At 34.4% G+C, this 25,791-nt stretch carries 26 protein-coding genes, 4 pseudogenes and 1 riboswitch; of the genes and pseudogenes, 8 read left to right on the forward strand and 22 right to left on the reverse strand.

The window, feature by feature from the left end; all coding sequences use genetic code 11:
* Positions 1-175: 175 nt before the first annotated feature.
* A complete protein-coding gene (locus tag AC1DS7_RS13450; RefSeq protein WP_476999036.1) occupies positions 176-1,960 on the reverse strand; it encodes a sensor histidine kinase in 1,785 nt (594 codons plus the stop codon).
* Positions 1,957-2,643, reverse strand: a complete 687-nt coding sequence (locus AC1DS7_RS13455; RefSeq protein ID WP_012261222.1) for a response regulator transcription factor — start codon at positions 2,641-2,643, stop codon at positions 1,957-1,959. The genes AC1DS7_RS13450 and AC1DS7_RS13455 overlap by 4 nt, the downstream gene beginning before the upstream one ends.
* 252 nt (positions 2,644-2,895) lie before the next feature.
* On the opposite strand from AC1DS7_RS13455, the gene satA reads away from it, so the two are divergent.
* On the forward strand, positions 2,896-3,453 hold the full coding sequence (gene satA / locus AC1DS7_RS13460; RefSeq protein WP_427344231.1) for a streptothricin N-acetyltransferase SatA: 558 nt from the start codon (positions 2,896-2,898) through the stop codon (positions 3,451-3,453).
* Between the two features lie 432 nt (positions 3,454-3,885).
* Here satA and menA read toward each other — a convergent pair whose 3' ends face one another.
* The 3 genes and pseudogenes from menA to AC1DS7_RS13475 all read right to left on the reverse strand — a co-directional run bounded on the left by menA (position 3,886) and on the right by AC1DS7_RS13475 (position 6,331).
* Positions 3,886-4,797, reverse strand: coding sequence for a 1,4-dihydroxy-2-naphthoate polyprenyltransferase (gene menA / locus AC1DS7_RS13465; protein WP_476999038.1), 912 nt, complete (start codon positions 4,795-4,797; stop codon positions 3,886-3,888).
* Positions 4,798-5,190: 393 nt separating this feature from the next.
* Positions 5,191-5,573, reverse strand: a pseudogene (locus AC1DS7_RS13470) (hypothetical protein).
* A 185-nt stretch (positions 5,574-5,758) separates the two neighbouring features.
* A complete protein-coding gene (locus AC1DS7_RS13475; protein ID WP_016101094.1) occupies positions 5,759-6,331 on the reverse strand; it encodes a histidine phosphatase family protein in 573 nt (190 codons plus the stop codon).
* A gap of 212 nt (positions 6,332-6,543) precedes the next feature.
* Here AC1DS7_RS13475 and AC1DS7_RS13480 point away from each other — a divergent pair.
* Positions 6,544-7,230 (forward strand): annotated as a pseudogene (locus AC1DS7_RS13480) (IS4 family transposase); the annotation flags it as partial.
* A gap of 151 nt (positions 7,231-7,381) precedes the next feature.
* Here AC1DS7_RS13480 and mntA read toward each other — a convergent pair.
* Genes mntA through AC1DS7_RS13495 form a run of 3 tightly spaced genes read right to left on the reverse strand, consistent with a single transcriptional unit; the run spans position 7,382 to position 9,947 of the window.
* Entirely contained in the window at positions 7,382-8,317 is a 936-nt protein-coding gene (gene mntA / locus AC1DS7_RS13485; protein ID WP_476999039.1) for a manganese ABC transporter substrate-binding protein/adhesin MntA, read from the reverse strand.
* Between the two features lie 17 nt (positions 8,318-8,334).
* Positions 8,335-9,201, reverse strand: a complete 867-nt coding sequence (locus tag AC1DS7_RS13490; protein WP_063262070.1) for a metal ABC transporter permease — start codon at positions 9,199-9,201, stop codon at positions 8,335-8,337.
* Entirely contained in the window at positions 9,198-9,947 is a 750-nt protein-coding gene (locus tag AC1DS7_RS13495) for a metal ABC transporter ATP-binding protein (protein WP_476999040.1), read from the reverse strand. Before AC1DS7_RS13495 ends, AC1DS7_RS13490 begins: the two co-directional genes overlap by 4 nt.
* Before the next feature lie 226 nt (positions 9,948-10,173).
* On the opposite strand from AC1DS7_RS13495, the gene AC1DS7_RS13500 reads away from it, so the two are divergent.
* The 4 genes and pseudogenes from AC1DS7_RS13500 to AC1DS7_RS13515 all read left to right on the forward strand — a co-directional run bounded on the left by AC1DS7_RS13500 (position 10,174) and on the right by AC1DS7_RS13515 (position 11,988).
* A complete protein-coding gene (locus tag AC1DS7_RS13500; RefSeq protein WP_476999061.1) occupies positions 10,174-10,533 on the forward strand; it encodes an ArsR/SmtB family transcription factor in 360 nt (119 codons plus the stop codon).
* Positions 10,534-10,887 (forward strand): annotated as a pseudogene (locus AC1DS7_RS13505) (HAD-IC family P-type ATPase); the annotation flags it as partial. It abuts the gene before it with no gap.
* 59 nt (positions 10,888-10,946) lie between these two features.
* Positions 10,947-11,531, forward strand: a complete 585-nt coding sequence (locus tag AC1DS7_RS13510) for an SCO family protein (protein ID WP_476999041.1) — start codon at positions 10,947-10,949, stop codon at positions 11,529-11,531.
* Positions 11,532-11,580: 49 nt separating this feature from the next.
* Positions 11,581-11,988: a thioredoxin domain-containing protein gene (locus AC1DS7_RS13515; RefSeq protein ID WP_476999042.1), complete on the forward strand. Its 408-nt coding sequence runs from the start codon at positions 11,581-11,583 to the stop codon at positions 11,986-11,988.
* A gap of 118 nt (positions 11,989-12,106) precedes the next feature.
* Here the strand turns inward: AC1DS7_RS13515 and AC1DS7_RS13520 are convergent, their stop codons facing one another.
* From AC1DS7_RS13520 to AC1DS7_RS13580, 13 genes and pseudogenes are all read right to left on the reverse strand, one after another.
* Positions 12,107-12,295, reverse strand: a complete 189-nt coding sequence (locus tag AC1DS7_RS13520; RefSeq protein ID WP_098635587.1) for a hypothetical protein — start codon at positions 12,293-12,295, stop codon at positions 12,107-12,109.
* 135 nt (positions 12,296-12,430) lie between these two features.
* Positions 12,431-13,432, reverse strand: coding sequence for a phosphotransferase enzyme family protein (locus tag AC1DS7_RS13525; protein WP_476999043.1), 1,002 nt, complete (start codon positions 13,430-13,432; stop codon positions 12,431-12,433).
* 57 nt (positions 13,433-13,489) lie between these two features.
* Positions 13,490-14,320 (reverse strand): GNAT family N-acetyltransferase, encoded by an 831-nt coding sequence (locus AC1DS7_RS13530; RefSeq protein ID WP_476999044.1) that lies wholly within the window; start codon positions 14,318-14,320, stop codon positions 13,490-13,492.
* A 149-nt stretch (positions 14,321-14,469) separates the two neighbouring features.
* Positions 14,470-14,874 carry an arsenate reductase (thioredoxin) gene (gene arsC, locus AC1DS7_RS13535; RefSeq protein WP_088096915.1) on the reverse strand — a complete coding sequence of 135 codons (405 nt, stop codon included), beginning with the start codon at positions 14,872-14,874 and terminating at the stop codon, positions 14,470-14,472.
* A gap of 37 nt (positions 14,875-14,911) precedes the next feature.
* The gene (arsB, locus tag AC1DS7_RS13540) at positions 14,912-15,952 is read right to left on the reverse strand and encodes an ACR3 family arsenite efflux transporter (protein WP_098858013.1); all 1,041 of its coding nucleotides are present in this window, start codon (positions 15,950-15,952) and stop codon (positions 14,912-14,914) included.
* Positions 15,953-15,970: 18 nt separating this feature from the next.
* Positions 15,971-16,408, reverse strand: coding sequence for an ArsI/CadI family heavy metal resistance metalloenzyme (locus AC1DS7_RS13545; protein ID WP_476999045.1), 438 nt, complete (start codon positions 16,406-16,408; stop codon positions 15,971-15,973).
* 60 nt (positions 16,409-16,468) lie between these two features.
* The gene (gene arsR, locus AC1DS7_RS13550; RefSeq protein WP_000046018.1) at positions 16,469-16,774 is read right to left on the reverse strand and encodes an arsenical resistance operon transcriptional regulator ArsR; all 306 of its coding nucleotides are present in this window, start codon (positions 16,772-16,774) and stop codon (positions 16,469-16,471) included.
* A gap of 533 nt (positions 16,775-17,307) precedes the next feature.
* Positions 17,308-17,817 carry a DinB family protein gene (locus tag AC1DS7_RS13555; protein ID WP_476999046.1) on the reverse strand — a complete coding sequence of 170 codons (510 nt, stop codon included), beginning with the start codon at positions 17,815-17,817 and terminating at the stop codon, positions 17,308-17,310.
* Between the two features lie 691 nt (positions 17,818-18,508).
* Positions 18,509-18,709, reverse strand: a complete 201-nt coding sequence (locus AC1DS7_RS13560) for a helix-turn-helix transcriptional regulator (protein WP_001128817.1) — start codon at positions 18,707-18,709, stop codon at positions 18,509-18,511.
* Positions 18,699-19,058 (reverse strand): DUF3796 domain-containing protein, encoded by a 360-nt coding sequence (locus AC1DS7_RS13565; protein WP_000791546.1) that lies wholly within the window; start codon positions 19,056-19,058, stop codon positions 18,699-18,701. The genes AC1DS7_RS13560 and AC1DS7_RS13565 overlap by 11 nt, the downstream gene beginning before the upstream one ends.
* Before the next feature lie 315 nt (positions 19,059-19,373).
* A pseudogene (locus AC1DS7_RS13570) lies at positions 19,374-21,229 on the reverse strand (alpha/beta fold hydrolase).
* Between the two features lie 58 nt (positions 21,230-21,287).
* The gene (locus tag AC1DS7_RS13575) at positions 21,288-21,854 is read right to left on the reverse strand and encodes a TetR/AcrR family transcriptional regulator (protein ID WP_476999047.1); all 567 of its coding nucleotides are present in this window, start codon (positions 21,852-21,854) and stop codon (positions 21,288-21,290) included.
* Between the two features lie 335 nt (positions 21,855-22,189).
* Positions 22,190-22,954 carry an SDR family oxidoreductase gene (locus AC1DS7_RS13580; protein ID WP_476999048.1) on the reverse strand — a complete coding sequence of 255 codons (765 nt, stop codon included), beginning with the start codon at positions 22,952-22,954 and terminating at the stop codon, positions 22,190-22,192.
* A 167-nt stretch (positions 22,955-23,121) separates the two neighbouring features.
* On the opposite strand from AC1DS7_RS13580, the gene AC1DS7_RS13585 reads away from it, so the two are divergent.
* Both AC1DS7_RS13585 and AC1DS7_RS13590 read left to right on the forward strand, forming a co-directional pair.
* Positions 23,122-23,562: an Lrp/AsnC family transcriptional regulator gene (locus AC1DS7_RS13585; protein WP_476999049.1), complete on the forward strand. Its 441-nt coding sequence runs from the start codon at positions 23,122-23,124 to the stop codon at positions 23,560-23,562.
* Positions 23,563-23,696: 134 nt separating this feature from the next.
* The gene (locus AC1DS7_RS13590; RefSeq protein ID WP_328012272.1) at positions 23,697-24,230 is read left to right on the forward strand and encodes a DUF2199 domain-containing protein; all 534 of its coding nucleotides are present in this window, start codon (positions 23,697-23,699) and stop codon (positions 24,228-24,230) included.
* Positions 24,231-24,335: 105 nt separating this feature from the next.
* Here the strand turns inward: AC1DS7_RS13590 and AC1DS7_RS13595 are convergent, their stop codons facing one another.
* The gene (locus AC1DS7_RS13595; RefSeq protein WP_476999050.1) at positions 24,336-25,541 is read right to left on the reverse strand and encodes a M20 family metallopeptidase; all 1,206 of its coding nucleotides are present in this window, start codon (positions 25,539-25,541) and stop codon (positions 24,336-24,338) included.
* Positions 25,542-25,629: 88 nt separating this feature from the next.
* A riboswitch (SAM riboswitch) is annotated at positions 25,630-25,731 on the reverse strand.
* Positions 25,732-25,791: the final 60 nt, after the last annotated feature.

The following is a 25,791-nucleotide window of genomic DNA, read 5'->3' on the forward strand; positions in this document are numbered from 1 at the left end:
AATCCTTTCCCTATTAATTTTCATATTTATTATTTATAAGGCTGAACCTTTACTTGACTGAATCATTAGTTTCAACCGGTATCTACAATAAATAGATTAATAGAGACGGATAAAGATAAGATGCAGATAATGTCGATTTTGTTTAAAAATGATAAAAACGTGTAGAACGAAAATTCTACACGTTTTTATTTAAATAGAAGAAAAATAATACTCCATCTTCTGTATTCAAAACACCATATTCCACGTCATGTAGCTCTAATATATTCTTTGAAATGGCAAGGCCCAATCCTGTTCCACCTTTAGAGCGTTGACGAGACGTATCCCCTCGATAAAAACGATCCCATATTTTTTCTACATGTTCTGGCGCGATATGAGCCCCTTTATTTTCTACACATACTTTTACACGTTCATTTTCTTCTATTGTAGAAATAATAATATTCTCATGTTCCGGTGTGTAACGAATCGCATTCGTAATAAAGTTAGTAACCACCTGTTCTATTCGATGTGGATTTGCGACTACCTCAATTTTAGAAAGTTGTTTATGCACATGTAATTGCTTAGCTGTTATATCCGAGGTTAATTGCTCACATATATAATCAATCATCTCATCAATATGGAAAACATCCATTTCCATTTTATACGTACCAGACTCGAATTTTGCTAACTCCAGCATATCAATAATAAGCATATCCATTTTATCTACTTCTTTTGACATTGCTTTAAAGTAATACTCCTTTTTATTACTAGCAACACCATCCTCCAAAATTGAAATACAGCTCTTCATAATACTTAAAGGCGTTTTTAACTCATGTGAAACACCCGCGATAAATTCTTTACGTGTATTTTCTAATTGCTTTTCTTTCTCTATATCTTGCTGCAATTGATTAATATACGAATGCAAAGCCTTAGAAAGTGTATTAATATTTTGTGATAAAGCACCTATTTCATCCTTTGTAGTAATAGGTATTGTCTCTGAGAAATCTAAACCAGCGATTTTTTTTGTAGTATCATTTATTTGTAATAGTGGTTTGGCAATTTTATTTGAATAATAGAACGATATCAAAACGATTAAAATCAAAACAAAGATAATTAAATATACATAATAATCCTTTATCATTTGCACAGCTTCATCAACTGGCTGTAATGATGTCATAGCAAATATATAATTCACCTTACCATCTGCATCTATTGTTGGTTTGATTAATAGTTTATATTTAATATCATTTTCTTCATAGTCCACTATTTCTGTAGAAGTAATATTATTTGGTTTTTGATTTAATATTAAATCAACCTGAAATTGTTTTATTCTATCTATTAACACACGATTTCCATAAATAGAGTTAGTTCCTACAGTACCCTCCGGTAACTGCACGTTCTTAATACTTCCTGCTAAATATAACTGTGAATTTCCTTTTGAAGATGCGATTTTTGGGCCATATAGCTTCTCTGACAATTGCTTGTTCTCTAGCCCAACATTCTTCTCTTTTATTGTTAACATCGCAGGGACTACTGCATCACCTTCCTGCACTCCATCGATAATAATATGATTCCCCTGTTCTAAACTATCTTTTATCCTTTGTATATCTTCTAAATTAACAAAACTATACAACGGTACTTGAATGGAACGTTCAGAAAAGGTGTTATTTCCGTTAGGATCTAACTGAATTTCTAAAGAAAAATCACTTGCATATTTTATATTCCCTACCCTATCTAGCGTTGTAATCCATGTCGCATTATCTTGGTAGAAATTTTGTTCCAACTCTTGAATCCTTTTCGCGTCATCTCCAGCTTTTATATATGCCTTTTCAAAGGATTGAATATTCGTTTTAATATCATTAACTTTTCGATTCGAATAATATTGCTTAAAAAATATGGTTTGTCCAATAAAAATAGTCACTAAAATAAGTGTGCATAATGCCGTAGTTAATATAAATAACTTTAATACAATTCCTTTTTTCATACCTGTCCCTCAAATTTATAACCAGTTCTAACAACGGTTACAATACAAGTCGCTTTTCCCCCTAATTTATGACGCAAATTACGGATATGACTATTAACAGTACGATCATCCCCAGCGAATTCATAACCCCAAATTTTAGTGATTAGTTGTTCTCTCGAAATTACAATCCCTTGATTTTGCATGAAATACGTTAATATTTCAAATTCTGTATGTGTCATACTTATGTCTTCCCCATCTACAGTTACTGTACGAGAAGGGAAATGTACATGGATACCACTACTAGTTAATGTGTCTGCAGTAGATACATTAATAGTGGAAGAATATCGGCTTTCAATTAATCGTTTTGCCCTTGCCAATAAAATAGGAGGACTATATGGTTTTGTAACATAGTCATCCGCTCCCATTTCAAATCCCAGTAAAGTATCATCTTCATCCACCCGAGCCGTTAGCATAATAATAGGTACATTAGATTTCTTACGAATTCGCCGGCAGACCGCCCAACCATCTAATTCCGGTAACATAATGTCTAAAATAATTAAATGTACCTCATGTTCTTCAAATATAGATAATGCTTCTTTCCCATCAATCGCCTCTAAGACGTTATATCCTTCGTTTAGTAGGTAATCCTTCATTATTTCACGTAAAATATCTTCATCTTCTACAATTAAAATTGTTCTTTGCATATTTCATCTTCCCCACGATTAATTTTATTTTTATGAAGAAATAGTTCATTTTATATTTTAACCAATTAGAAATCTTTCACTATTTCTGTCACTACTAAATGCAACATAGTTATATCAAGATAATAGCATGCTGATATAAAGATAAAATGCAGAGATAGCCTTACTATTGAAATGCTATTATAATTTTGTAATTGGAATGGATTTGAATCACATAAAGAACCAGAAGAAATACTATTATTTGGAGGTATCACGATGAACCTTTTAATTAGAGCGTTAGAAACAAATGATTTAGACAATCTCCCGGATATTGATGACAGTTTTATAGTGAATGCTCGGTTAATTCTTTCTCTTTCAAAAGTAAATAGACGCATACAATATACAGTAGAAGACGTTCCGAGTTATGAAAAAAGTTATTTACAAAATCAAAATGATAATGAAGAACTGACGTACAATGAATATATAAATAAGCCCAATCAAGTAATTTACATAGCACTGTTACATAACCAAATCATCGGATTCATAGTATTGAAAAAGAATTGGAATCACTATGCTTACATAGAAGATATAACGGTGGATAAAAAATATCGTACACTCGGGGTTGGTAAAAGATTAATTGATCAAGCAAAGCAATGGGCAAAAGAAGGCAACATGCCCGGTATCATGCTTGAAACGCAAAATAATAATGTCGCAGCATGTAAATTTTATGAAAAATGCGGATTTGTAATTGGTGGATTTGATTTTCTTGTTTATAAAGGTTTGGATATGACAAGTGATGAAGTTGCAATTTATTGGTATTTGCATTTCAAATGAGAATGTTCTTAACGTTAAACAAAATCAAAATAAAAACCCCACTCTCTCTATACTAAAATTGAAAAAGTGGGGTTAATTTACTTAACAATATTTTTTATTTAACGAAAGAATTCTCCTTCCAGAGGCGCATGAAGGGCGATAGCCCAGCGGTAGGTAGGAGATGAATTTCGGTTTGGCATAGCCAAAAACTTTTGATAAACTAGCTATATGAAGTTCCTTGATAACTTGATATAGAAGGTTGCAGGAAGAAACTAGCGTGCGAAAACCAAGCTATTCGGTTCCTGCGTAAAATATCAACCGTATAAAGAGAGCATCCAATCATTGGACATCTAGGGGTGGAACGCTCTGAAGTAACGCTCAGGGAGACGAAAGGTTACTTTCGTCGTGGAACTGAGAAGCTCCCACTTCAAGCTTTGCTAAGTGGCGAGTAGTTCACAACCAGTAACTAATTAACAATCCTGCTGATAATAAGAAGCCGAAAATCGTATTTGTCATCGCTGTTGATTTCATTGCGATGCGCATATATCCGGGATCCTTTGCTCCTTTTTGGAAACTTTGAATTGCAGAGATTGGCTTTTTCAAACCTAGGAACATAACTAATGCCCAAGGGCTTATATAACCCATTAATACAATCGCCGCGATCCATAAATAAGCAATGAAAAAGGCTACAGCTAGTGTTACTATGGCTTTTTCTCTCCCAAGGAGGATTACTAATGTCTTTCTTCCACCTTTAATATCTTCTTCGATATCTCGGATGTTATTCGACATGTTGATTGCACCGACTAAAATCCCAATTGGAATAGAAATTAATACACTTTCAATCGTTATCGTATTCGTTTGAATAAAGAAAGCAATGAGTACAAAACATGTCCCCATCAACAATCCAGAAACTAATTCTCCAAACGGAGTGTACGCAATTGGTAATGGACCACCTGTATATAAGTAGCCAACCGCCATCCCAATTAAACCAATGACGACTAACCACCAGCTGCTATTCATACATATATAAACTCCAATAATTGCTGCTACCACATACAATAAAAGCGCAACTGTTAATACATTTTTTGGCTTCAATCCATGACGGACAATTCCACCACCAATTCCAACAGAATCAGCGGTATCTAATCCACGTTTGAAATCATAATACTCATTAAATAAATTCGTTGCTATTTGCAATGCTAAACATGCAATCATCATCGCAATAAATAAAAGCCAATGAATGTCTGTAACATACAGTGATGCTACTGTCCCTAAAATTACAGGAGAAAACGTCGCCGTTAATGTATGTGGGCGCGTCATCTTCCATATTAATTTAGCGGAACTAATTTCTTTTTCATTCCCCATAAATCTGTTCAATCTCCCTACATTTTAAGTATAAATTACTAGCAGTATCTTTCTATCTATTTCCTGCTTCACATCTATTATATCAAAAAAAGAATTAGCGATAGAACTTTAATGCTCTTGCTTGCACCATAACTTTGCATCAAAATATCGTTTTTTCTAATATGTGGTACAGCCGCATGTCCGTCAACTTAAGAAATTGGTAGTTCCCCAAAACGAAGAAAATTTTCATTTTGAGGACACTTCAAAATATTAGCTTGAGGGCATGGGACTGAACCCCTAATGCTTTATTTTAATAATAATTCTTTTCATAAAATAAAACCCAGTTATCAGTCTAAACCATTTTTTAGATCTAACAATAACAAGTGTACATTTTTACCTTTCAGATGGTCTCTTTTATTCTAATTTCTTCATTTCTTTCAGCCGTTCTATATCCTTTTCTGAAGCCTTTTCTATTTTATACAATTCATAGCTACCCTTTGTCTCATTTATTACTACAAATTCAATTTCATTCCGAATATAGCTTTTAGTTTTTCCTTTTTTATAACCAATAACATTATCTAATATAGTTTCTCCACTATCTTTTTTATATAAATTATAGCTAACAGGTGGACGACCAATTACATACTTATTATCAGAAAATCCGACTATATCATCTCTCCCTAATCCTGTCGAAACACTCCAGACAAAAATAATCTGAAATATAGAAAAACAACAATACCACATAAGAAAACAAATAGGATTGATTTAAAAAATAACTTTAAAAATATCCTGCCCAAAAACATTCCCTCCCATTTCACCTCGGGATAGCAAGAACAAAACGTGAATTTTGTACGCTAAGAAACCAAATTTTTATATTGTTGAACTCAATCCCCGTCAGTGCCATAAGAAAAAGGGTTACCGCAGTAACCCTTTTTCTTATAATACACGTCATTTAGGTAAGCTATGGATGAATAAAGTCAATCTATGAAATTTCCCACAATCTTTTAACTTCCACCAATTCCTGCCCATTGAATTCCATTCTATATATATCTGGTTTTGATGTCTGTAGTAAAAAATTCAAATCATACTTACTGTCATAATATCCCATCATCAAAGTCATTACAGCTCCATGAGTGCCTAATACTACTTTCTGTCCTCGATAGGTGTTTAATAATTCTTTTAAAACTTTTATAGCACGTTTCTGACAGTCGACATTAGACTCTCCTCCCATTAAAGCAAAGTCGGGGTCTAAGAATGACTTTTCTATCAAAGGGAATAATTCTTTATCCGACATTCGTTCCTCTTCAGCAATAAAAATTCTCTCTTTTAAGTCCTCAAATACTATAACTTCTTGTCCTATTTGCTTCGCTAACTGCTGAACAGTTAGAATTGAGCGATTGTATGGACTTGAGATAACAACGTCGATTCCCTCACCTTGTAATGCATCTGTTATTCGTTGAACATCTAATTTTCCTTTTTCAGTTAATCCTCTTGTCTCTTCTTTTCCAAATTTCGGTGAATCCCCGTGTCTCACCATATATATGAAAGTTTTCATAATTACCTCCATTTTTCCAGTTCCCTTTACAATTCCTCCCTGATGTTAGCATATATATCCAAGTTTGTCTCCTTTAATTAACAGAAAACTGTGCGAATTTGAAATGAATTCACGATATTTGTAAGAAAGACGCGAAGTTTTCACTATCCTCAGGTATAAAAAAACGTTATTCTTTCTAAACAAGCTTGATTATTAGAAAGGATGAGATTTTTATGAATCTTTCGATTCGAAGCGAGCTACAATTATTTGCTGAAGAATTACATCAACATCTTACCCCATCATTTTTAGAAAAACTCGCTAGAGAACTAGCTTTTGTACAACGAAAGCGTAAATTTTCAGGACGTGATTTAGCTATTATTTGTGTATGGATTAGTCAACGTGTAGCGAGTGATTCCTTAGTTCGACTGTGTAGTCAACTTCATGCTGTTACAGGAACTCTTATGAGTCCAGAAGGACTAAATAAACGCTTCAATAAGAAGGCTGCTTGCTTGTTAAAACATATCTTCTCTATATTATTAAAAAATAAAATTTGTAAAACATCAGTGATTCCAAGCTCTTCAATTACCTATTTTCAACAGATTCGTATTTTAGATGCGACGATTTTTCAAGTGCCAAAACATTTAGCTAGTGTGTATCCTGGATCGGGTGGTTGTGCACAAACAGCAGGTATAAAGATTCAATTAGAATATGATTTACATAGTGGACAGGTTTTAAATTTTCAAGTTGAACCGGGTAAGAACACTGATAAGACCTTTGGAACAGAATGTTTAGCAACATTACGACCTGGCGATTTATGTATTCGGGATTTAGGCTATTATTCACTGGACGATTTAGATCAAATGGACCAACGAGGCGTGTATTATATATCGCGACTTAAACTAAATAATTTTGTACAATTACATCCGATTTACATTGGGTATATCCTAATTATTAAACATAGAAAATTAAAACATAATACATAAACGAAAGGGCCAACTCCTAGGAGTTGGCCTTTTTTCTCTTATTTTAAAAATCTTCAATAGTTACGCTACCTTGATAAACAGATAGGTTTTACTTTTGTAACCCATTAATAATTGTATCTATATTCCATTTCATCATTTTCAAATACGTATCTCCATCTTCACCTGATTTACCTAGTGAATCTGTAAAAATTGTACCTGCAATTGGTACGTTTGTTTCTTTTGAAACAGTTTCCATACTACGTCGATCTACACTTGTTTCAACAAATAAAGCTGGCACTTTGTTTGTTTGAATTAAACTTACAACATCTCGAATTTGATCTGGTGTACCTTGATTTTCTGAGTTAATTTCCCAAATGTATCCCGTCTTAATTCCATATGCTTTTCCAAAATATTTAAATGCACCTTCACTAGAAATTAAGAAACGTTTTTCCTCTGGGATTTGATGAATTCTGTTCACAGTTTCATCATGTAGCTTTTGGAGTTCCGCTACATACTTGTCGGCATTTTCAGTATAGAACTCTTTATTTTTAGGATCTTCTTTAATTAATGCCTTCTTCACATTTTCAGCGTATACAATACCATTTTTAATATTCATCCATGCATGTGGGTCTGGTTCTTTTTCTAATCCTTTTGTTTCTAAATAAATAGCTTCTACACCTTCACTTACTTTATAAACAGGTGCATCTTTTTCTGATTTATTTGCCGTTTTTAATAGTTTTTCAAACCATGCTCCGCCCTCTTCTAGGTTTAGCCCATTGTAAAACACCATATCTGCATCTGTCATTTTCATAACATCTTTTGGTAGTGGATCATATTCATGCGGGTTAGCTCCAATTGGAACAAGACTATGAATCTCAACTTTATCTCCACCAATTTGCTTCACCATATCATATATAATGGAGTATGTAGTTACAACTTTTAATTTTCCACTGTCCTCTTCTTTTCCATTAGTGTTACTCGAACACGCTGTTAATGCAAATACGAAAATACAAAGTAGCGATAATAAAACATTTTTAAATTTCATCTTTATCCTCCAATCAATTATGACAACTCTGCTCTATTTTTTCTAATTTTGATAGCTCTCCAAAACAAACCTTGTGACGGCGAGAAAAAGAATGCCAATGCGAACAAGAATGTTGCGACAAGAACAATTGTTGCACCTGAAGCAAGATTATAAGAGAAACTAAAATATAGCCCTACTACAGATGAAAGTGCACCAATACCTGCAGCTAAATAAATCATGACCCATAAACGATTTGTTAATAAATACGCTGTAGCCGCTGGTGTAATAAGCATAGCGACAACTAAAATAATTCCTACAGTTTGAAGCGATGCTACTGTAACCATTGTAAGTAGAATCATTAAGCCGTAATGAATCCACTTATTTGGCAACCCATAACTTTGCGCCATCGTTGGATCAAAAGTGGATACGAGTAGTTCTTTATAAAACAGAATCACAAGACCAATAATGACAACTCCAATAATAAGTGTCATCCACATATCGGAAGAGCGAACTGATAGAACATTCCCGAATAAAATATGATACAAATCCGAACTACTCTTCATAAAGGTAATTAAAATAATCCCTACAGCGAAAACAGATGTAAACATAATCCCTATCGCCATATCATGTTTAATTCGACTATTTTGACTTACAAATCCAATTCCGACGGCAGTAATAACACCTGTTAAAACCGCCCCTATAAAATAGTTCATACCAATCATATAAGAAAGTGCTACTCCAGGAAGAACGGCATGTGAGATCGCATCACCCATTAATGCCATACCTCGTAAAATAATAAAACATCCTATTACCCCACAAATCACTCCTACCATAACGGAAGTTAAAAGCGCCTTCTGCAGAAAACTGTACTGCGTTAATGCATCTATAAATTCTACAATCTTCATGATGAATGTACCTCCGCTGCATTATTAAACAATATTCCTTGATTCACATATGCTTTTGACATAACAGTTGGTTCTAATACTTGTCGTACTTCCCCGTAATGAATTAAGCTTTTATTCAGTAATAGTAATTTATCAAAATAGGACTCTGCTTTACTTAAATCGTGATGTACAACAACAATCGTTTTCCCTTCTATACGTAATTCTCTAAGAATTTTAATAATTGTCTCTTCACTTGTTACATCAATTCCAACAAATGGTTCATCTAAGAAAAATATCTCTGCCTTTTGTGCTAGCGCTCTCGCCAAAAAGACACGTTGTTGTTGTCCACCTGAAAGCTCACCAATTTGACGATTTTTAAACTCTTCCATTCCGACCTTTTTTAAACATTCAAACGCCCAATCCCGATGCTCTTTCTTCGGCCTTTTCATCATCCCTAAACATGGATACGTTCCAATTAGTACGACATCTATTACTGTGATCGGGAAATCCCAATCTATATCACTTCTTTGCGGTACATATGCAACATGTTTTCTAGCGCTTCGAATATCCTCTCCAAGAATCCGAACATATCCCTTATCACTTGGGATTAAATCTAAAACAGCTTTCATTAAAGTAGATTTCCCCGCACCGTTTGGACCGATAATTCCAACGAGTTTTCCTTTTTCAATTTCAAAAGAAACGTTTTGAACTACTTGATTCCCTTGATAGGATACAAATAAATCTTTGACAATTATAGCCTTATCCATTTTTTGTGCACTCCCCTTTCTTTTTTTCGTGTATGTAATCATTTTGCACTAAGGCAACTTTCAAACAAAAAAATATAGCGCGAATGTAAATTCACATAAAAGTTTCCTCTAAAAAACAAAAATATCAAACTTTTCTAAATTCATTTTTGACACACATATTAGCCAATGCTAATATGAATAAAGAATAACATATTAGTAATTACTAATACGAATGGAGAGATTACAATTGTGCAACTCAAATGATTCAGATGTAAAAGCCAAGTTCATACGTGGCTTTGCTGATAAAACAAGATTACAAATTCTTCAATGTATGATGGATGGTGAAAAAACAGTATCTGAAATTGTGGAAATCACTCAAGGAAATCAGTCAAACATATCTCAGCACCTAAACTGTTTAAAAGGATGCGGAATCATTCTAGGTAGACAGGAAGGAAAATACGTCCACTATTCCTTACGCAATAAGCAAATTGAACAGTTACTCACTATGTTTGATGTTGTTTTTCATGAAGTACAAAATGAAGTAGCCTCATGTGATAAACACGATGCTTGTTTGTCTCAAAAAGGAGAAAATTGTCATGACAAATAAGAACGCGAAGGAAAAACAGTAGCTATGATTGGGGACGGTATTAATGATGCCCCTGCCCTCGCTACTGCAAATCTAGGAATTGCCATGGGCGGTGCTGGAACTGATACAGCAATGGAAACGGCAGATATTGTATTAATGGCCGATAATCTTGAAAGACTTCCGCATACGATGAAACTTAGCCGGAAAGCATTGTACATCATTAAACAAAATATATGGTTCTCATTACTTATTAAATTTATCGCCCTTGCCTTTATCTTCCCAGGGTGGCTTACTCTTTGGATGGCTGCCCTAAGTGATACAGGCGCTGCGCTTATTGTAATCCTAAACAGTATGCGTTTATTACGAAACCAATAATAAGATGCGGGGCTACTTAGTAGCTCCTTACCTTAAATAAATTTTGAAAGGATGTACATATGAAAAAAGTGCGTGTCATTACATTACTTATGCTTATTTCTATCATTACGATTTTAGGAGCATGTAGTGATAATAAATTAAGAGATTCACTCGATTGGGATGTAGAAAAGTTTACGTTTACAGATCAAAATGGAAAAAAGTTTGGTTCATCTGAATTGAAAGATAAAGTTTGGGTAGCCGATTTTATTTTTACAAGTTGTGAAACCGTTTGCCCTCCTATGACAGCTAATATGGCAAAACTTCAAAACATGTTGCAAAAAGAAGGTATTAAAGATGTAGAGTTTGTATCGTTTAGTGTAGATCCTGAAGTGGACACACCTGAAAAAATAACAGAGTTTATGAAAGTATATGAAATGGATGCGAAACGAACTCATTTTTTAACAGGGTATACACGACCAGAAATTGAAAAATTCGCAAAAGATAACTTCCAAACACTTGTAACTAAACCAGAAAATAATACACAAGTTATACATGGTACAAGCTTTTATCTTGTAGATAAAAATGGGAAAGTTGTGAAGAAGTATTCAGGCATTCAAAACACGCCTTATGAAGATATGATCCGTGATATTAAAAAAATTCGCTAAATAAAAACCGCCTATTATGTATTAAATTTAAAAAATCCGAGGTGTTTACATGAAAAAAAAGCAAAACTCTCACATCAAATTATTATTCATTGCCACATTAATCATTTTCGCTGCTGTTACAGCTTTCGTCGTGCTAAATAAAGAAGATAAAGTTGCTACAAATAAAGTAATAAAAGATTTACCTCCTATCGGCAAGCAACCTACTTTAGGAAAAGAAGATGCACCAGTCTCTATTATTGAGTTTGGCGACTTTAAGTGTCCTGCTTGTAAAGCATGGGGTGAGCGTATCTTTCCTCAGCTTCAAAAAGACTATATCGATACAGGAAAAGTTAAATTTTCATATGTAAATGTTTTATTCCACGGAACAGAATCTAAATTGTCTGCTTTAACTGCTGAATCTGTTTATAAACAAGATCCACAAGCCTATTGGAGCTTCCATAAAATTATTTATTACTAAAAAAACAGCCAAATCGATGGCTGTTTTTTTAGTAATTGATTGGTGCTATTTTCCCAAGCAATAATGGGACTTCTCTAGTCAAGCACATAAAGTTTATTTATTTCATATTCTCTTCGTATTATGCAACAACCTCAAATTTCAATGTGTTTCGATTTACTACGATATATTCACCTTTTGATTTATTCATTACTAGAGAGACTTCGTTAGTATGTGTTATTTCAAAACTATCATTTTGTACATCCACCAATAATTTTACTTCCATATCACTATTTCCATATTTCAAGCCACTATAAGATAATTTCGTCATTGTTATCCTCCTTTTTTTATATTAATCTATCTCTATAATACTATAAGTTATAACCTTTACGAAAATAGTCTGTTATTACGAATGCATTTGTGCAAAAGACATTCCCGAAAAAATAATTGGTATATAACAAAAAACCTACTTATATGAATTGGCTCTTTCTCTACTTACCAATACAGATAGATTTTCTCCTCTTATTTTATAAGCTCTCAAATGTTTCTCTGCTTTTCTCTCGTCACCTAATAGACTCAACGTCTTTTTAACAAAATTCCAATTTAAACTACCAGATAACCATAGTAGTGAAGAAAGCCTTTTATAGTCATTTGAAGCTAAAATATTACTAGCTTTATACCCTTCTAAAAATGCTCTAGCAACTTTCGAGCATACTACATGTGACTCTATTCCTTCCGTTCGAGAATACCACTTTATTAAAAAGGCTAGTCCTTCCATACGATCAACATATGCAATCAATTCAAAATCTACAATCCCTTTTACACATTGATTTGAATCCCATATGACATTTAAAGGATTTAAATCAGTTTGTACAATAAACTCCAAATCACTCGTATGTGCGCATTCTAAATGATACGTAGCTAGATCCATATACCTCTGCAATTCCTTACATGTACCACCTTTATTTTCTAACAACTTTATAAACTCACCATATCCATCTAAATGAGATTTCTTTTGAAAAATCGGACTTTGAAACGTACTAGAAATATCATGTATCTTTCTTGCTTCCTTTCCAAAAACTTCCGCCATGGTTTCTGTACAATGAGTAATATGTTCTCCTTCAATCCAAGTAAACAATACAAATCGGTACTGTTCATCATTCCAAGTGACTAATGTAAATGAATCTCCCGCCCTATTCTCCTTAATCTGCATAAATGGTATTCCATGCTCTCGTAAATAATACGTAAACCGTACTTGCTCTTTCAATTGTTCATTTGATAACATCCCAAAGGCTGGATTAATTGTTCGATTGCTATTTATAAATCGTGCGGAATACCGATTCCCATTCACCATGATTTTATAATGTAAATCTGTATGCCAGCTATTCTTATGTAGTTCTTCTTCAACTATTAGTGAATGAATTTCTTTAAAGTAGTTTATTAATATGTCTTTTATTATTTGCTTCATCTTATTCTCCTTACATGTAAAAAACCCTCGATGGTAGGTTTGTAAAATACACTTCATTTACTCAAAAGGAAAATAATAACCTACATAATTAAACACATTTGTAAAACCTACATTTTCTACAACCGCGACAGAAGGCTTGTTCAAATCCATGCAGTCCCAATATGGAATGATATTATTCTCCAAACACTCTTTTACGAAACTATGAGCTATCGTTTGAGCTAATTTTCTCCCTTGGTGACCTTCTATCGTTTCAATATCTATACAGTGTATATTGTCAAAGACGAACCCCGAAAAACAAACACTTACAATCATGTTGTCAAAAACAATACAATAACCTATTCCCTCATTAAAAAATTCATCCGTTGAGGACCAAAATTCTAAAATTTTTGATTGTAAAAATTCAATATTCTTAAATACGTTCCCTTGATTTTCATAGAGAGCTTTACTCATTTTTAGTACTGTATATCCTTGTTCAATTTTAGGTTCACGATTCCCCTCATAATCCTCTTCCTTTAGCGTATACACTCTTTGATTCCAACTCTTTAAATTACGATGTTGAAATATTTTTTCGATTGCTTTATTCCACTTTGAATGATTACCAATTGCTTCAAAGCAATTTAGTCCAGCCTTTCTTGCCTCAGGTTCTATCACATTATCAATAAAACTATTCATTTCATTATTAAACTTTTCATTTTCTGCACTTCCTATAAAAAAGAAGCCATCGTTATTCCCTAACCAAATAAGTCCTGAATTAGGAGAATAGATGTTATCTACAAATATACGACCAGGATTCACCCCTGCAATTACAGCCTTTACCTCCAATTGCCCTTTTTCATTTACTAAACTGTTACATTTATAAAAATCAGTCTTGTTTAATTCAGAAATCATATGTTATCCCCCCTGAAACTGCTCTATTCTAACTTTACCACCATGACAGAATATTCTCTATTCGTTTTAATAGTTGTTTTCAACCAATGAAATATAAAATAAAAAAGAGCCAATCCCCTATACGATAGAAGATTGGCTCTTTCCTTTATTTATTCCCCTGTTTCAGAAAATCGCTTTATACGTTCTCCAATTTCATCGCGAACACGTTGAAATTCAGACCATTCTTTTCCTGCTGGGTCATCAAATCCCCAGTGAACACGATTTACGTGCGGAGGTGTCGAAGGACAAACAGAATCCGCATGACTACAAAGAGTAACAACTAAATCAGCGTTATTTAAAATATTTGCATCAATTATATCCGATGTTTGATTCGTTATATCAATATTTACTTCGTTCATTGCTTTAATAGCATTTGGATTTACTCCGTGTGCTTCGATTCCTGCAGAATATACATTCCACTTATCGCCTAAATATTGTTTGCCCCATGCTTCTGCCATTTGGCTTCGGCATGAATTTCCTGTGCATAAAAAATAGATTGTCTTTTTGTTTTCCATGTTGTTTTCCATGTTGTTTTCCGCCTTTATTTTTAAATTATACTGGTTGATCATTAAAATATTTACGCTTAAACCAAAAAGCGACGTTTACAAGTGCAATCATTACAGGTACTTCAACTAACGGCCCGATAACAGCTGCAAATGCTGCGCCTGAATGAATACCAAACACACCAACTGCTACAGCAATTGCTAACTCGAAGTTATTGCTACCTGCTGTAAATGCTAACGTTGTAGTCACCGAATAGTTTGCACCAATTTTTCTTCCCATAAAGAAAGAAACAAAAAACATTACAATAAAATAGATTAATAACGGAATTGCTATTCTTACTACATCTAATGGTACGCTAACAATCATTTCCCCTTTTAAAGAGAACATAACGATGATTGTAAATAGTAATGCAAGTAATGTAAGTGGACTAATCTTCGGTATAAACACCTTTTCATACCACTGTCTTCCTTTTAACTTAACGAGTACAAAACGTGTCAACATACCTGCTATAAAAGGAATTCCCAAATAGATAAATACTGATTTCGCTACTTCTCCCATTGTAATATCGACAATAGCCCCTTCAATTCCTAACCATTCTGGAATGACTGTTACAAACACGTATGCATAAACAGAGAAGAATAACATTTGGAATACGGAGTTAAAAGCCACTAAACCTGCTGCATACTCTTTATCCCCATCTGCAAGGTCGTTCCAAACAATTACCATTGCAATGCAGCGTGCTAAACCAATCATAATGAGTCCGACCATGTATTCTGGCTTATCTGGAAGAAAAATAATTGCTAAAACAAACATAAGTACAGGACCAATAATCCAGTTTTGCACTAAAGATAAAACCAATACTTTTACATCTTTAAATACCCGGCCCATTTCCTCGTAACGAACTTTCGCCAACGGTGGATACATCATGACAATTAAACCAACAGCGAGTGGGATGGACGTCGTTCCAACTTGTAATGTATTTAGTCCGTCTACTACACTAGGAAACACAAACCCTAAACCAATCCCAACAGCCATAGCTAGAAAAATCCATAGTGTTAAATATCGATCTAGAAAAGATAAACGTTTCATTTTATTTTCCATCTCCTATTAACAACAAGAATTTTTATCTACTACGTTAGAAGTCGTGCAACAAGATGGATCTTCAATTTTATGAACATCACTATGTGCTTTTGTATAAAAGAATTCCCACTCGTTCCCATCAGGATCCGTTACCCAAAACTTATCTTGAACCGCATAGCAACAAGTTGTATCCATCTCATCACGCGCAAAGAACCCTTCTTTTTCTAATCTTTCTTTATGAAATGTAATTTCTTCAGCTGTATCCACTTGGAAACCAAAATGATTTACCTGATTTCCCTTCACTTCATCTCGTACGTTTAGCGTAAAATTAAGTCCTGGCGTCTCTAATAAAAATTTTGCATAATCCATTTTCACCTTAACTGGTGACACACCAAATACCTTTTCGTAAAATTGAATAGACTTCTCTAAATCCGTAACATTTATACCAACGTGAACATATCTCATAGCTTATTCCTCCTCTTTAAATACTATTAATCAATTTTTTTTGATTAATAGTGCAAAATTTTAACAGCAACTACCTTTGCCTGTTTTTCTAAAAATACAGCACAATTCTTCTGATAATAAATTATTTACTTCCGCATCATTTAAATCATAATAACTCCACGTACCTTTTGTTTCTTTTACAATTAAACCTGCATCTAATAAAATTTTTAAATGATAGGACAACTTAGATTGCGTCATTTCAAAAACCTCTGTTAGATCACACACACAAGTTTGTCCCCGCTGGCAAAGTTCATACATAATCTCTAAACGCTTCTGATCCGCTAATGCTTTGAATTTTTTCTCATAGAGCTGAAAATCTTGCGCCACTGTAGTTCACTCTCCCTTCATCAACTTTTTTTGATATTTATAGTATATACGCTGATTAATTTATTATGCAACTAATTAATCGATTTTTTTTGATTTACAAAAACCTCCTCCCATCATATCTTTGCTACAACTAAAAAGGACCATAGCCTTTTCAAAAATAAAAAACTACGGTTCTTTTTACAACTTAATAGTTACAATGTTTCCGAGGAATGGAGTCTCTATAACTGTTTTAAATTTTAATTTGACCATTATAGCGTAGTGCCCCATCACCATCAAGCTAAGAAAAACAAATACCCCCAAATGAAAAAAATCGATATAACTCTTCGGCAAATAAAGATAACTCTTGTTTTTGGTACATATTCATAAAAAGCACGTCACCCTTTCTCATTAACATAAGAGAATAGTAATGTGCTTTTAATTTCAAAAATAGTCTAAATCCTTAAGTTGATGGTTGTGGGGCGGGACCCCAATAAGAACGGTATCTAAGGTTGGATGAGAGGTGTTAGTTCCATTCCAAAGGCCTCAGCCGAAGATTAACTCAAGTACCGATTTCGGATGACCCCCATGTGATGAAGTTCGTGTCCTGCGATGCCGTACGCGAGGGCGCGCACCGTAATGCTTAGGTTGTTGGCTGTGCCCTGGCGGGTCCACGCCTCCGCCGGTAGCCCGCGCAGCAATGTGATCGTTGATTGCCGTACGGCCCGGTAGTCTTCGGCCAATTGCTCGGTTGTCCAACTTCCGAAAGGAGGCATGAACAATTCCTGATCAAAACCAGTCAGAGACGTCTGGTCCCCTCTTGCGAACCGGAGCAGGCGGTAGGTCATGACGCGTTCCGAGTCTGCAATGTGGCCCACGACTTCTTTCAGCGTCCATTTTCCTTCAGCATACCGATACGCGTACTGGCTTTCGGTCAACGATGCCAGGAGCTCGGTCATTTGTTTTTCCTGGGCGAGCAGAATATCGATGATGTTACCGTTCGGTACCAAACGGATATATTCGCCGGAGTTCCCGGCGTATTCTTCTTCTGACGGTCTTTGATTCATGCGTAGTCACCTCTTATATGTAGATATAGAAAATTATAGCACTCGTCTATGTCTAATAAATTCGCAAAATGATAGAACTTTCCTTCTAATAATTGAGGATAATCAACTATTTAGTTTGTCGGTCGCCACACTATCCTGATTCGTTAGCACAATAAGCAATGCTAATCAATAATGCATAAAGTGAAACTTTAATCAGTGGGGGTTTTCTTCATCCCCCACTGATTATTAGTTGAACCAATCGGACTTTTATGGGCAGTTGATCCCCCACCTAACTTCTTTGCTTTCGCTGAATTTTGAGGTGGGGGGTCTTACTGCCCATTAAAGCGGGATAAAAATTATCTGTTATACAATATTTCGAAGTTATTAATATATAAAGGTAACACCTTCTTTTTTAATTTAAAGATGGATTTTCAATTATATTTTGAAATGAATCGGAGTAAAACACACTAGTCTAACTACTTTTCTATACAAGATTTTATGCAAAAAAGAATAGCGAAGACCCCTAGAATCTCCGCTATATCAATGATGTATAAAATCTTGTATAAGTGATAGATAGACAGAGAGACAAAAAATTTAGTAAAAACAAGGATTCTATGAAAAACTTGCTACCGATAATGAGACGTTATGTTAACCGAGCATGAATAGAATATTCATCATTTTTCCTCTTATATTCACTTGTACTAGAATTAAACTAGTCTTCAAACCAAAATAACACTTCAATAGGTGCTTTCAAAACCTTCGCAATATCATAAGTAAGTTTGAATGAAGGATTATATTTTCCATTTTCGAGATTGCCAATTGTTTCTCTTCTGACACCAACTTCATTGGCTAAATCTTCTTGAGACATACTTAGCTTTACCCTATATTCTTTCATTCGAGTTTTAAGTGGCATCTTGCATCCCTTTCTTTTCTCTACGCTCAAATATTTCTAAATTAATTATGAATGTACCTAAAGGTATGAAAAACGAAAATATAACAAAGAACCGAATTACATGTAGATTTTCAAGAATAAAAACACTTAAGAGTAGTATACTACCTAATACTAGTGCTATGAAAAAGGCTCTTGTAGCTGCAAGGCGAACATGTAGCATAAAAAGCTCATCTGGTACGACTTTTGCATATGCGAAGAAGAAAAAGAAACCGAAAAAATAAGATGCCCATGAAATATTACCTAAAAATGAGAACGGACCTAAAAAACCCAAAAAACCGAGAAATCCTAAATAAGCTAATTTATTTTTCATATAAACCTCCTGTGTGATATATTTCGCTCTTTATGATATAAATATATCACATTAACTTGAAAATAAATAGAATTTAAAACGGTACATCTTTGTTTCAAATTAATACTTTTAACTTCCGCTTTCGAGAATTATGTAAATAAGCTGTCCATGTGGACAGCTTATTGTTTTTTTGCTTAGCGTGCAAAATGTTCATTTTTTCGTTTTGAGGTATTTACGTTTCTTAGTCTGATGGTGATGGAGTGGGGCCCCAAACAGTACGATTTTATTTCAAAGACACAACGATCTTACTACACACTGTTTATTTATCCCACACTCTCATCTGCTAGTATTACTATTTTTTATTACTAATGTTGCCGTTTCACTCGGATGGCTAAGAGGAAAATGATGGCCATATGGAACAAAATCAACCTTACCAAGATGCGATGGAGCAGAATAGCCTCTGTCATACTCCCCCAAATAATGTGAAGATTATACTTTGTTACTTCATTGAAATCACCTTGATCGTTTTTCAGTAGTAAACTGTTAAGCTGAACCGTAGTATTTAAAATTCTAGGAGAAGTAAAACTGTTACTTATTTTTTCGATATAATGTTCAGGGATGCTCTCCATACTTTCAAACAAACCATTACTTAATAAATAACGCCCTATCAAATTAGTAGTTGCCAATTTTAATGTCCATTTGTTCATAACTTGGGGAACATTTAGCGATTTAGCATTTTTTTTAGCAACAGGTGGCTGAAGTAAAGTGATTGAATACTTCTTATCTATGTACTTTTGTACCAATGCTTCCAGAAGAATAAACGCACCGAATGAATGGCCAATTAGATGTGCACCATTAGTAGCTTTCTCCAATAACTTTTTCACTACATTCAAATAGATATCTAGAAGATTTTTCTCTTGTTTAAAAGGAGAACGTCCCAAACCTGGAAGATCCAAGATCCATACAGGTTGACCAGTTTTTTCATGAAGCTCTTGTGCTAAAGGAAATAAATCCTCTCCATCACTCAATAAACCATGTAATAAAATAAACGGTTTACCCTCTCCTTGTAATTGGTAAAGGGTAGTGTTATCGCATAATGTTCGTTTAAATAAATGATTATGCTGGCCATTTTGATACATCATTCGATAATCCAGATCAGCTACTACGGCAGGGAAAAATTTCATTACACTCGTCTTCTTAAACCAATCTCCTCCCATAATTTTTTTCGCTGAAACATTTGAAAATTTTCGTTTTGTAATAAAATTCAGTCCATCAGAAGGAATTTTTGTTATTTTACTTACTCCACTATTCATAATTGCTTTCATAAGTGGCATTGGGACAGAGATTTTTGGTGCCCTCATATTCATACTTTCCGACATAATACTTAATAATTCAGCAATGTTCTGATCGTGCTGTTTGTCTTCAACAAGTGTATATGTTTGAATAGTCGGTTGTTCCAATCTGAAAACCTGCACAATAAACTTCGCAAGCTCATCGTTTGAAATAAGTGGTAACCTATATCCCTTACCTCCAGGAATCACTGGCATGAGCCCTCTTCGCATACTCATCACAAGCAAACCTAATCCTGCTATCTGCTCTGTACTCCCTGTTTTACTACTACCGACTACAGTTGGCGGATTAATTACAGAAAGCGGATAACCTACTGCTGATGCCTGGTGACGGATATAAAGATCTGCTAAAAATTTTGTTCTCTCATATGGATTTTTCATTTTCAAATAATTGTTTCCTTCTTTAAACACATCAATTGCAATCTTGCTATTTTTATCATCAAAGGGACTCATATAACCTACAACATGAATAAATTGTTGCAAGCCCTTCAATTGATGAATACTTTTAGCTAATTCACTAATATGTTTGGCGCCATTTAAAAATACGGAAGCTGCCTCTTTACTTGTCACTTGAATATCCATGGGGCCTCCTGCGTGAATAATCACATCCGTTTTCAATACCCTCTCCTTATCTTCAGCACTTAGACCTAAATCTATTTTCGTCAAATCACCTTCAATAAAGTGCATAACTGCCTTTTTTAAGATGCCTCTTTCTTGAAAAATGCGTATTGCTTTACTTTTCGACCTTACTAAAAGAAGAATTTCAACATCCTCTTTGGCTAATTCTTTTACTAATTGCTTTCCAATAAAGCCTGTTCCACCAGTTAAAAATACTGTTCTCATATAAAATCTCCTTTTTAGTACTAATTAGTACTAATTTGATGTAAAAAAAATGCTTCTTTTATCGAAGCAATTTTAAAAAATGATCTGCTGTTTTCATAATTACAGTTGCATCCTTCAATGTTTCTGAAATAAATAACGCTCCTTCAAGATTTGTAATAAAAAGTGATGCAACCTCATCAATATTAATCGTGTTTCTGAATTCTCCATTCTCTACCCCTTGTTTAAGTAATAGAGAAACTTTCTTTTGTAATCCTGTAAAAAAAAGACCTATTTTTTCTTTTATTTGCGTGGCCTGTTTAGGACTTTGAATATAAAGAGTAATAAATGGACAGCTCCCCTTATACTCTCTCGACTGAACTCCTTGTGATAATTGCTTTAAAAACAGTTGGATACGATCTTCAACTAAAAATTGGTTCTGAGAAAGTACGTCATCAATTGCAGATTGATACATTTCAATCCAATAATCAACGACCCCTTCTAATAATACTTCCTTATTAGAAAAGTGATAATACACATTAGACTTTGAAACTTTGCTTACACGTACTAATTCATCCATACTTGTATAAGCAAACCCTTTTTCTAAAAATAATGTTGCAGCTACTTCAATCACACGTTTTTGATTCATTAATTTTACCTTTTTCATAACTAGAACTATATAGTGCTAATTTAAATGTTGCAAGGATTTATTTTAATTTAGAAAAAAGTTTGATTAAAAAAGTTCCACTAACATTGATTTTACTGCAAAAAAATCTTATTTTGAATAAAGTGGAACTGAACCCCGAAATTGTTAATTCACTATCGTCTAATAGGGGTCACCATACATACCCATCAACTTAAGAAAAAGAAATGCCCTCAAAACGAAAAAATGAGCGGCTTCTCAAAATAGCTATCTGTAGAGAAAGAAAATTTTAATTTAGGGGGATATGAAAATATTAGCTTGATGTGTATGAAGTAGTGCCCCTATAAACAAAATCCTCCAGAAACATCTAAAATTTGCCCTGTTACCCAGCGGCTATCAGAAGAAGCAAGGAATGCTACTACATCTGCAATATCTTCAACTTGCCCTATTCGTCCGAACACAGATGAATTCGTAGCAAAATTTCGTATTTCCGGATTATCTAGCAATTTCGCATTCATATCTGTCTTCGTATACCCAGGCATAATTGTGTTCACTGTTATACCTCTTTCTCCAAGCTGTTTAGCTAGAGGAAGTGTCATCGTATTTAATGCCCCTTTACTTAAACCGTATGCAATTGATCCTGTAAAACCAAGTCGTACTTCGGCCGATGAAATGTTAATAATGCGCCCTTCTGCTCGTAGTAATGGTAATGTTTGCTGAATTAAGAAGAATGGTCCCTTAATATTTACGGCCATAATTTCATCAAAAACTTTTTCTGTCGTATTTTCAATTGTTCCTTGTGTACCTATCCCTGCATTGTTTACTAAAATATCAATCTCTGATGTACCAACTCTTATTTGTAATTCATTCTTCAATTGTTCTACTATCTTTTTGACACCATCAATTGAATTGAAATCCGCTTCAATTAAGAATGCCTTTCCTCCATTAGATTCAATCTCACTAATTGTTTCATCTGCAGCTGCTTTATTTCGGCCATAGTGAATTGCAACTAATGCACCGTCGTTTGCCAATCTCATCGCAATCGCACGACCAATACCGCGACTCGCCCCTGTTACTAACGCTACTTTCCCATCAAGATTCTTCATTTTTTCCACCCTTCCTAAATTTTCGTTTAATAAATCCTATACTTATATTTTTAAGCAAATACTAATAATTTTAAATATAGATTTATAGGTAATTTAGTTCCTTCACTTATGATATTATAGTTATAATTTGCGATTTACTTTAGAAAATAAAAAAGGGGGGCTATCCAATGCAAAACGCAGTAAAACTAGATGAAATTGACCATAAAATTATGAACTTGTTGTATGAAAATGCGAGAATTTCTGTTTCAGAAATAGGACGTATTATATCCATGACGCAGCCTGCTGTAAAAGAACGCATTAACAAACTTGAAAATCAAGGCGTTATAGCTGCATACCGAACGAAATTTGAGCCTTCTAAAATTAATAAGAACATTCAAGCATTCATCATGTTTAAAACGAGTCAATGCTCTGATTTCATCCAATTTTGTAATGCCGCTCCCGAAGTAACTGATTTATATCGAATTAGCGGGGAGTTTAATTATATGATGAAGGTCATGAGCGATTCGATGGATTCTCTCGCTACATTTTTAGACTCCTTAATGCAATTTGGATTATCGTCTCCTTTAATTGTTTTAAAGAGTGAGTTTGAGGAGAAATTGTCGTTCTGATAAAAGGATACGTATTATCCTCCGCTAACATTAAAAGTTGCTTCTTTGTGAGAGAAATCAACAAAATAAATGATATAATCTATTTAAAATCAAATGATCAAACACAATTGATATAGATGGTTAGGAGAAAATTAATGAACGAAAAAATAGGCTATGTTTGTAAATTTTGCGGAGTATTTCACGATGAACTCCCTATATGTTATGGGAATGAGGCTCCCGATTATTTTTACTATATCCCTGAAGAAGAGCTAGAGAGTCGAGTTGAAATGGATGAAGATCTATGTGTAATTGATGATGAATATTTCTTTATGAAAGGTTGTATTGAAATTCCAGTTTTAGATGGAGAGGGACCTTTTATATGGGATGTATGGGTATCTTTAAGTGAAACAAACTTCCAAAAGACGCTTGATTACTGGGAAACGAAAGGAAGAGAAAACGAATTAGAGCCAATGTTTGGTTGGTTATCTACCCAACTTCCTTGTTATCCAGATACAGTAAGTTTAAAAACAATGGTTCATACTAGAGAAATCGGTTACAAACCTTATATTGAACTCGAACTAACAGACCATCCATTATCTATTGAACAAAAAGATGGTATTAAACTAGATCGCATCCAAGAAATTGCTGAAGAAATTTGTTATCAAAATAACGAAGAAATAAATGATTAGTAAATAAAAAAGAACATTGAAAAATCAATGTTCTTTTTTATTACATTTTCACTTATTAATCAGATTTCTTTTCGAAAAGAGAACACTCAACTGTATTTTAACCACCTACCCCTGATTCCTCTGCTCCTCCCTAAACTCCTCCTTAACCTTTTCTAACAACCCTTCTTCTGTAATTAATCGATACGCTGTATTTGCTAGTGCTTTTGCGGATGTAATTAATGCTTTATCTCCTAATTCTGAACGTGCTGCTTCTCTAAATTCATTCGTATGCGCAATTAAGTCATCTGGACCGATTTTAATGTACGGATGAATTGTCGGTACAACTTGGCTTACATTTCCTGCATCCGTTGAGCCGATTCCTACTCTTTCTTTACGGTTTACCTCTTCACCTTGTAGTTCTAACTCTTCCGCTACGACGTCATTAAATGTTTTTGTTACGAGTAGTTCATCGATTTCATTTTGGAATTGATGAATTTTTACTTTTGTGCCTGTTGCTAACGCTGCTCCTTGTGCGATGTTTCTTACTTTCTCTGTTACTTCCGCACATCTTTTTCTCGTTGCAGCACGGATGAAGAACCTTGCTGCGGCGTAGTCAGGAATAATGTTAGGTGCTTTCCCGCCCTCAGTAATAACACCATGAATTCTCACATCTGATGGGAGTTGTTGGCGAAGTGCATTAATACTGTTATACAGCTGGATAATCGCATCTAATGCGTTAATTCCTTCTTCTGGTGAGGCCGCTGCGTGAGCTGTTTTTCCGTAAAAATGAAAATCTAGTGGATCAACTGCTAGTGACGGACTCGTTGGAGCTGTTTTTCCGCTCGGATGAATCATAAGCGCCGCATCAATGTTTTTAAATAAGCCAGCTTTCACATAACTCGATTTTGCGCTACCATTTGGCCCGCCCTCTTCTGCTGGTGTTCCGAACACGACAACTTCTCCGCCGATTTCCTCAAGCGTTTCTGATAACGCGATCGCTGCTGCAACGCTAATTGTGCCAATTAAATTGTGACCACATGCATGACCGAGTCCTGGTACAGCGTCATACTCAGCTAAAAATGCGATGACTGGTCCTTGTTTCCCTGAACTTTTTCGCGCGATAAATCCTGTTTCATGCCCAGCTATATTGTGCTGCAACTGAAATCCTGCGCTTCCTAACAACAAACTTAACGTTCTTGATGCGTAAAATTCTTGGTTACCAATCTCCGGATTCGCATGAATATTATGACTTGTTTCTATGTACTTTTCCTTATTTCTTTCTATACTCTCTTCAATTGTTTTTCTTTGTGACGTTACTCCTGTCGCTCCCATTTTTCTTCCTCCTTTTATTTTCACGTAAAAAAGCCTCTTTCTAAAAGATAGAAAGAGGCTTCTGTATATACAGTCAAAATGAGCTTCTTTCTTATCTTTCAAGTTACCTTGCTGGAATTGGCACAGTATTCATAAAGAATCCGCTGCCGAGGTGTCATAGGGCCAGTCCCTCAACCTCTCGTGATAAGAATTTTCATAAAATTATATTAAATTATTTTCATTCTAAGTTCATTCCAGGCAAAAGTCAAGG

It is taken from the genome of Bacillus sp. P4_E1 (assembly GCF_056401715.1).

Excerpts from the sequence above, each read along its gene's own strand:
- arsB (WP_098858013.1), bottom strand. The coding sequence starts at position 15,952 with ATGAAACGTTTATCTTTTCTAGATCGATATTTAACACTATGGATTTTT.
- arsC (WP_088096915.1), bottom strand. The coding sequence starts at position 14,874 with ATGGAAAACAAAAAGACAATCTATTTTTTATGCACAGGAAATTCATGC.
- AC1DS7_RS13490 (WP_063262070.1), bottom strand. The coding sequence starts at position 9,201 with ATGAAGATTGTAGAATTTATAGATGCATTAACGCAGTACAGTTTTCTG.
- AC1DS7_RS13545 (WP_476999045.1), bottom strand. The coding sequence starts at position 16,408 with ATGAGATATGTTCACGTTGGTATAAATGTTACGGATTTAGAGAAGTCT.
- AC1DS7_RS13525 (WP_476999043.1), bottom strand. The coding sequence starts at position 13,432 with ATGAAGCAAATAATAAAAGACATATTAATAAACTACTTTAAAGAAATT.
- AC1DS7_RS13520 (WP_098635587.1), bottom strand. The coding sequence starts at position 12,295 with ATGACGAAATTATCTTATAGTGGCTTGAAATATGGAAATAGTGATATG.
- AC1DS7_RS13585 (WP_476999049.1), top strand. The coding sequence starts at position 23,122 with ATGCAAAACGCAGTAAAACTAGATGAAATTGACCATAAAATTATGAAC.
- AC1DS7_RS13495 (WP_476999040.1), bottom strand. The coding sequence starts at position 9,947 with ATGGATAAGGCTATAATTGTCAAAGATTTATTTGTATCCTATCAAGGG.
- AC1DS7_RS13590 (WP_328012272.1), top strand. The coding sequence starts at position 23,697 with ATGAACGAAAAAATAGGCTATGTTTGTAAATTTTGCGGAGTATTTCAC.
- mntA (WP_476999039.1), bottom strand. The coding sequence starts at position 8,317 with ATGAAATTTAAAAATGTTTTATTATCGCTACTTTGTATTTTCGTATTT.
- AC1DS7_RS13515 (WP_476999042.1), top strand. The coding sequence starts at position 11,581 with ATGAAAAAAAAGCAAAACTCTCACATCAAATTATTATTCATTGCCACA.
- AC1DS7_RS13560 (WP_001128817.1), bottom strand. The coding sequence starts at position 18,709 with ATGCCACTTAAAACTCGAATGAAAGAATATAGGGTAAAGCTAAGTATG.
- AC1DS7_RS13595 (WP_476999050.1), bottom strand. The coding sequence starts at position 25,541 with ATGGGAGCGACAGGAGTAACGTCACAAAGAAAAACAATTGAAGAGAGT.
- AC1DS7_RS13565 (WP_000791546.1), bottom strand. The coding sequence starts at position 19,058 with ATGAAAAATAAATTAGCTTATTTAGGATTTCTCGGTTTTTTGGGTTTT.
- AC1DS7_RS13530 (WP_476999044.1), bottom strand. The coding sequence starts at position 14,320 with ATGATTTCTGAATTAAACAAGACTGATTTTTATAAATGTAACAGTTTA.
- satA (WP_427344231.1), top strand. The coding sequence starts at position 2,896 with ATGAACCTTTTAATTAGAGCGTTAGAAACAAATGATTTAGACAATCTC.
- AC1DS7_RS13450 (WP_476999036.1), bottom strand. The coding sequence starts at position 1,960 with ATGAAAAAAGGAATTGTATTAAAGTTATTTATATTAACTACGGCATTA.
- AC1DS7_RS13510 (WP_476999041.1), top strand. The coding sequence starts at position 10,947 with ATGAAAAAAGTGCGTGTCATTACATTACTTATGCTTATTTCTATCATT.
- AC1DS7_RS13575 (WP_476999047.1), bottom strand. The coding sequence starts at position 21,854 with ATGAATCAAAAACGTGTGATTGAAGTAGCTGCAACATTATTTTTAGAA.
- AC1DS7_RS13555 (WP_476999046.1), bottom strand. The coding sequence starts at position 17,817 with ATGAATCAAAGACCGTCAGAAGAAGAATACGCCGGGAACTCCGGCGAA.
- AC1DS7_RS13475 (WP_016101094.1), bottom strand. The coding sequence starts at position 6,331 with ATGAAAACTTTCATATATATGGTGAGACACGGGGATTCACCGAAATTT.
- AC1DS7_RS13580 (WP_476999048.1), bottom strand. The coding sequence starts at position 22,954 with ATGAAGAATCTTGATGGGAAAGTAGCGTTAGTAACAGGGGCGAGTCGC.
- menA (WP_476999038.1), bottom strand. The coding sequence starts at position 4,797 with ATGGGGAATGAAAAAGAAATTAGTTCCGCTAAATTAATATGGAAGATG.
- AC1DS7_RS13455 (WP_012261222.1), bottom strand. The coding sequence starts at position 2,643 with ATGCAAAGAACAATTTTAATTGTAGAAGATGAAGATATTTTACGTGAA.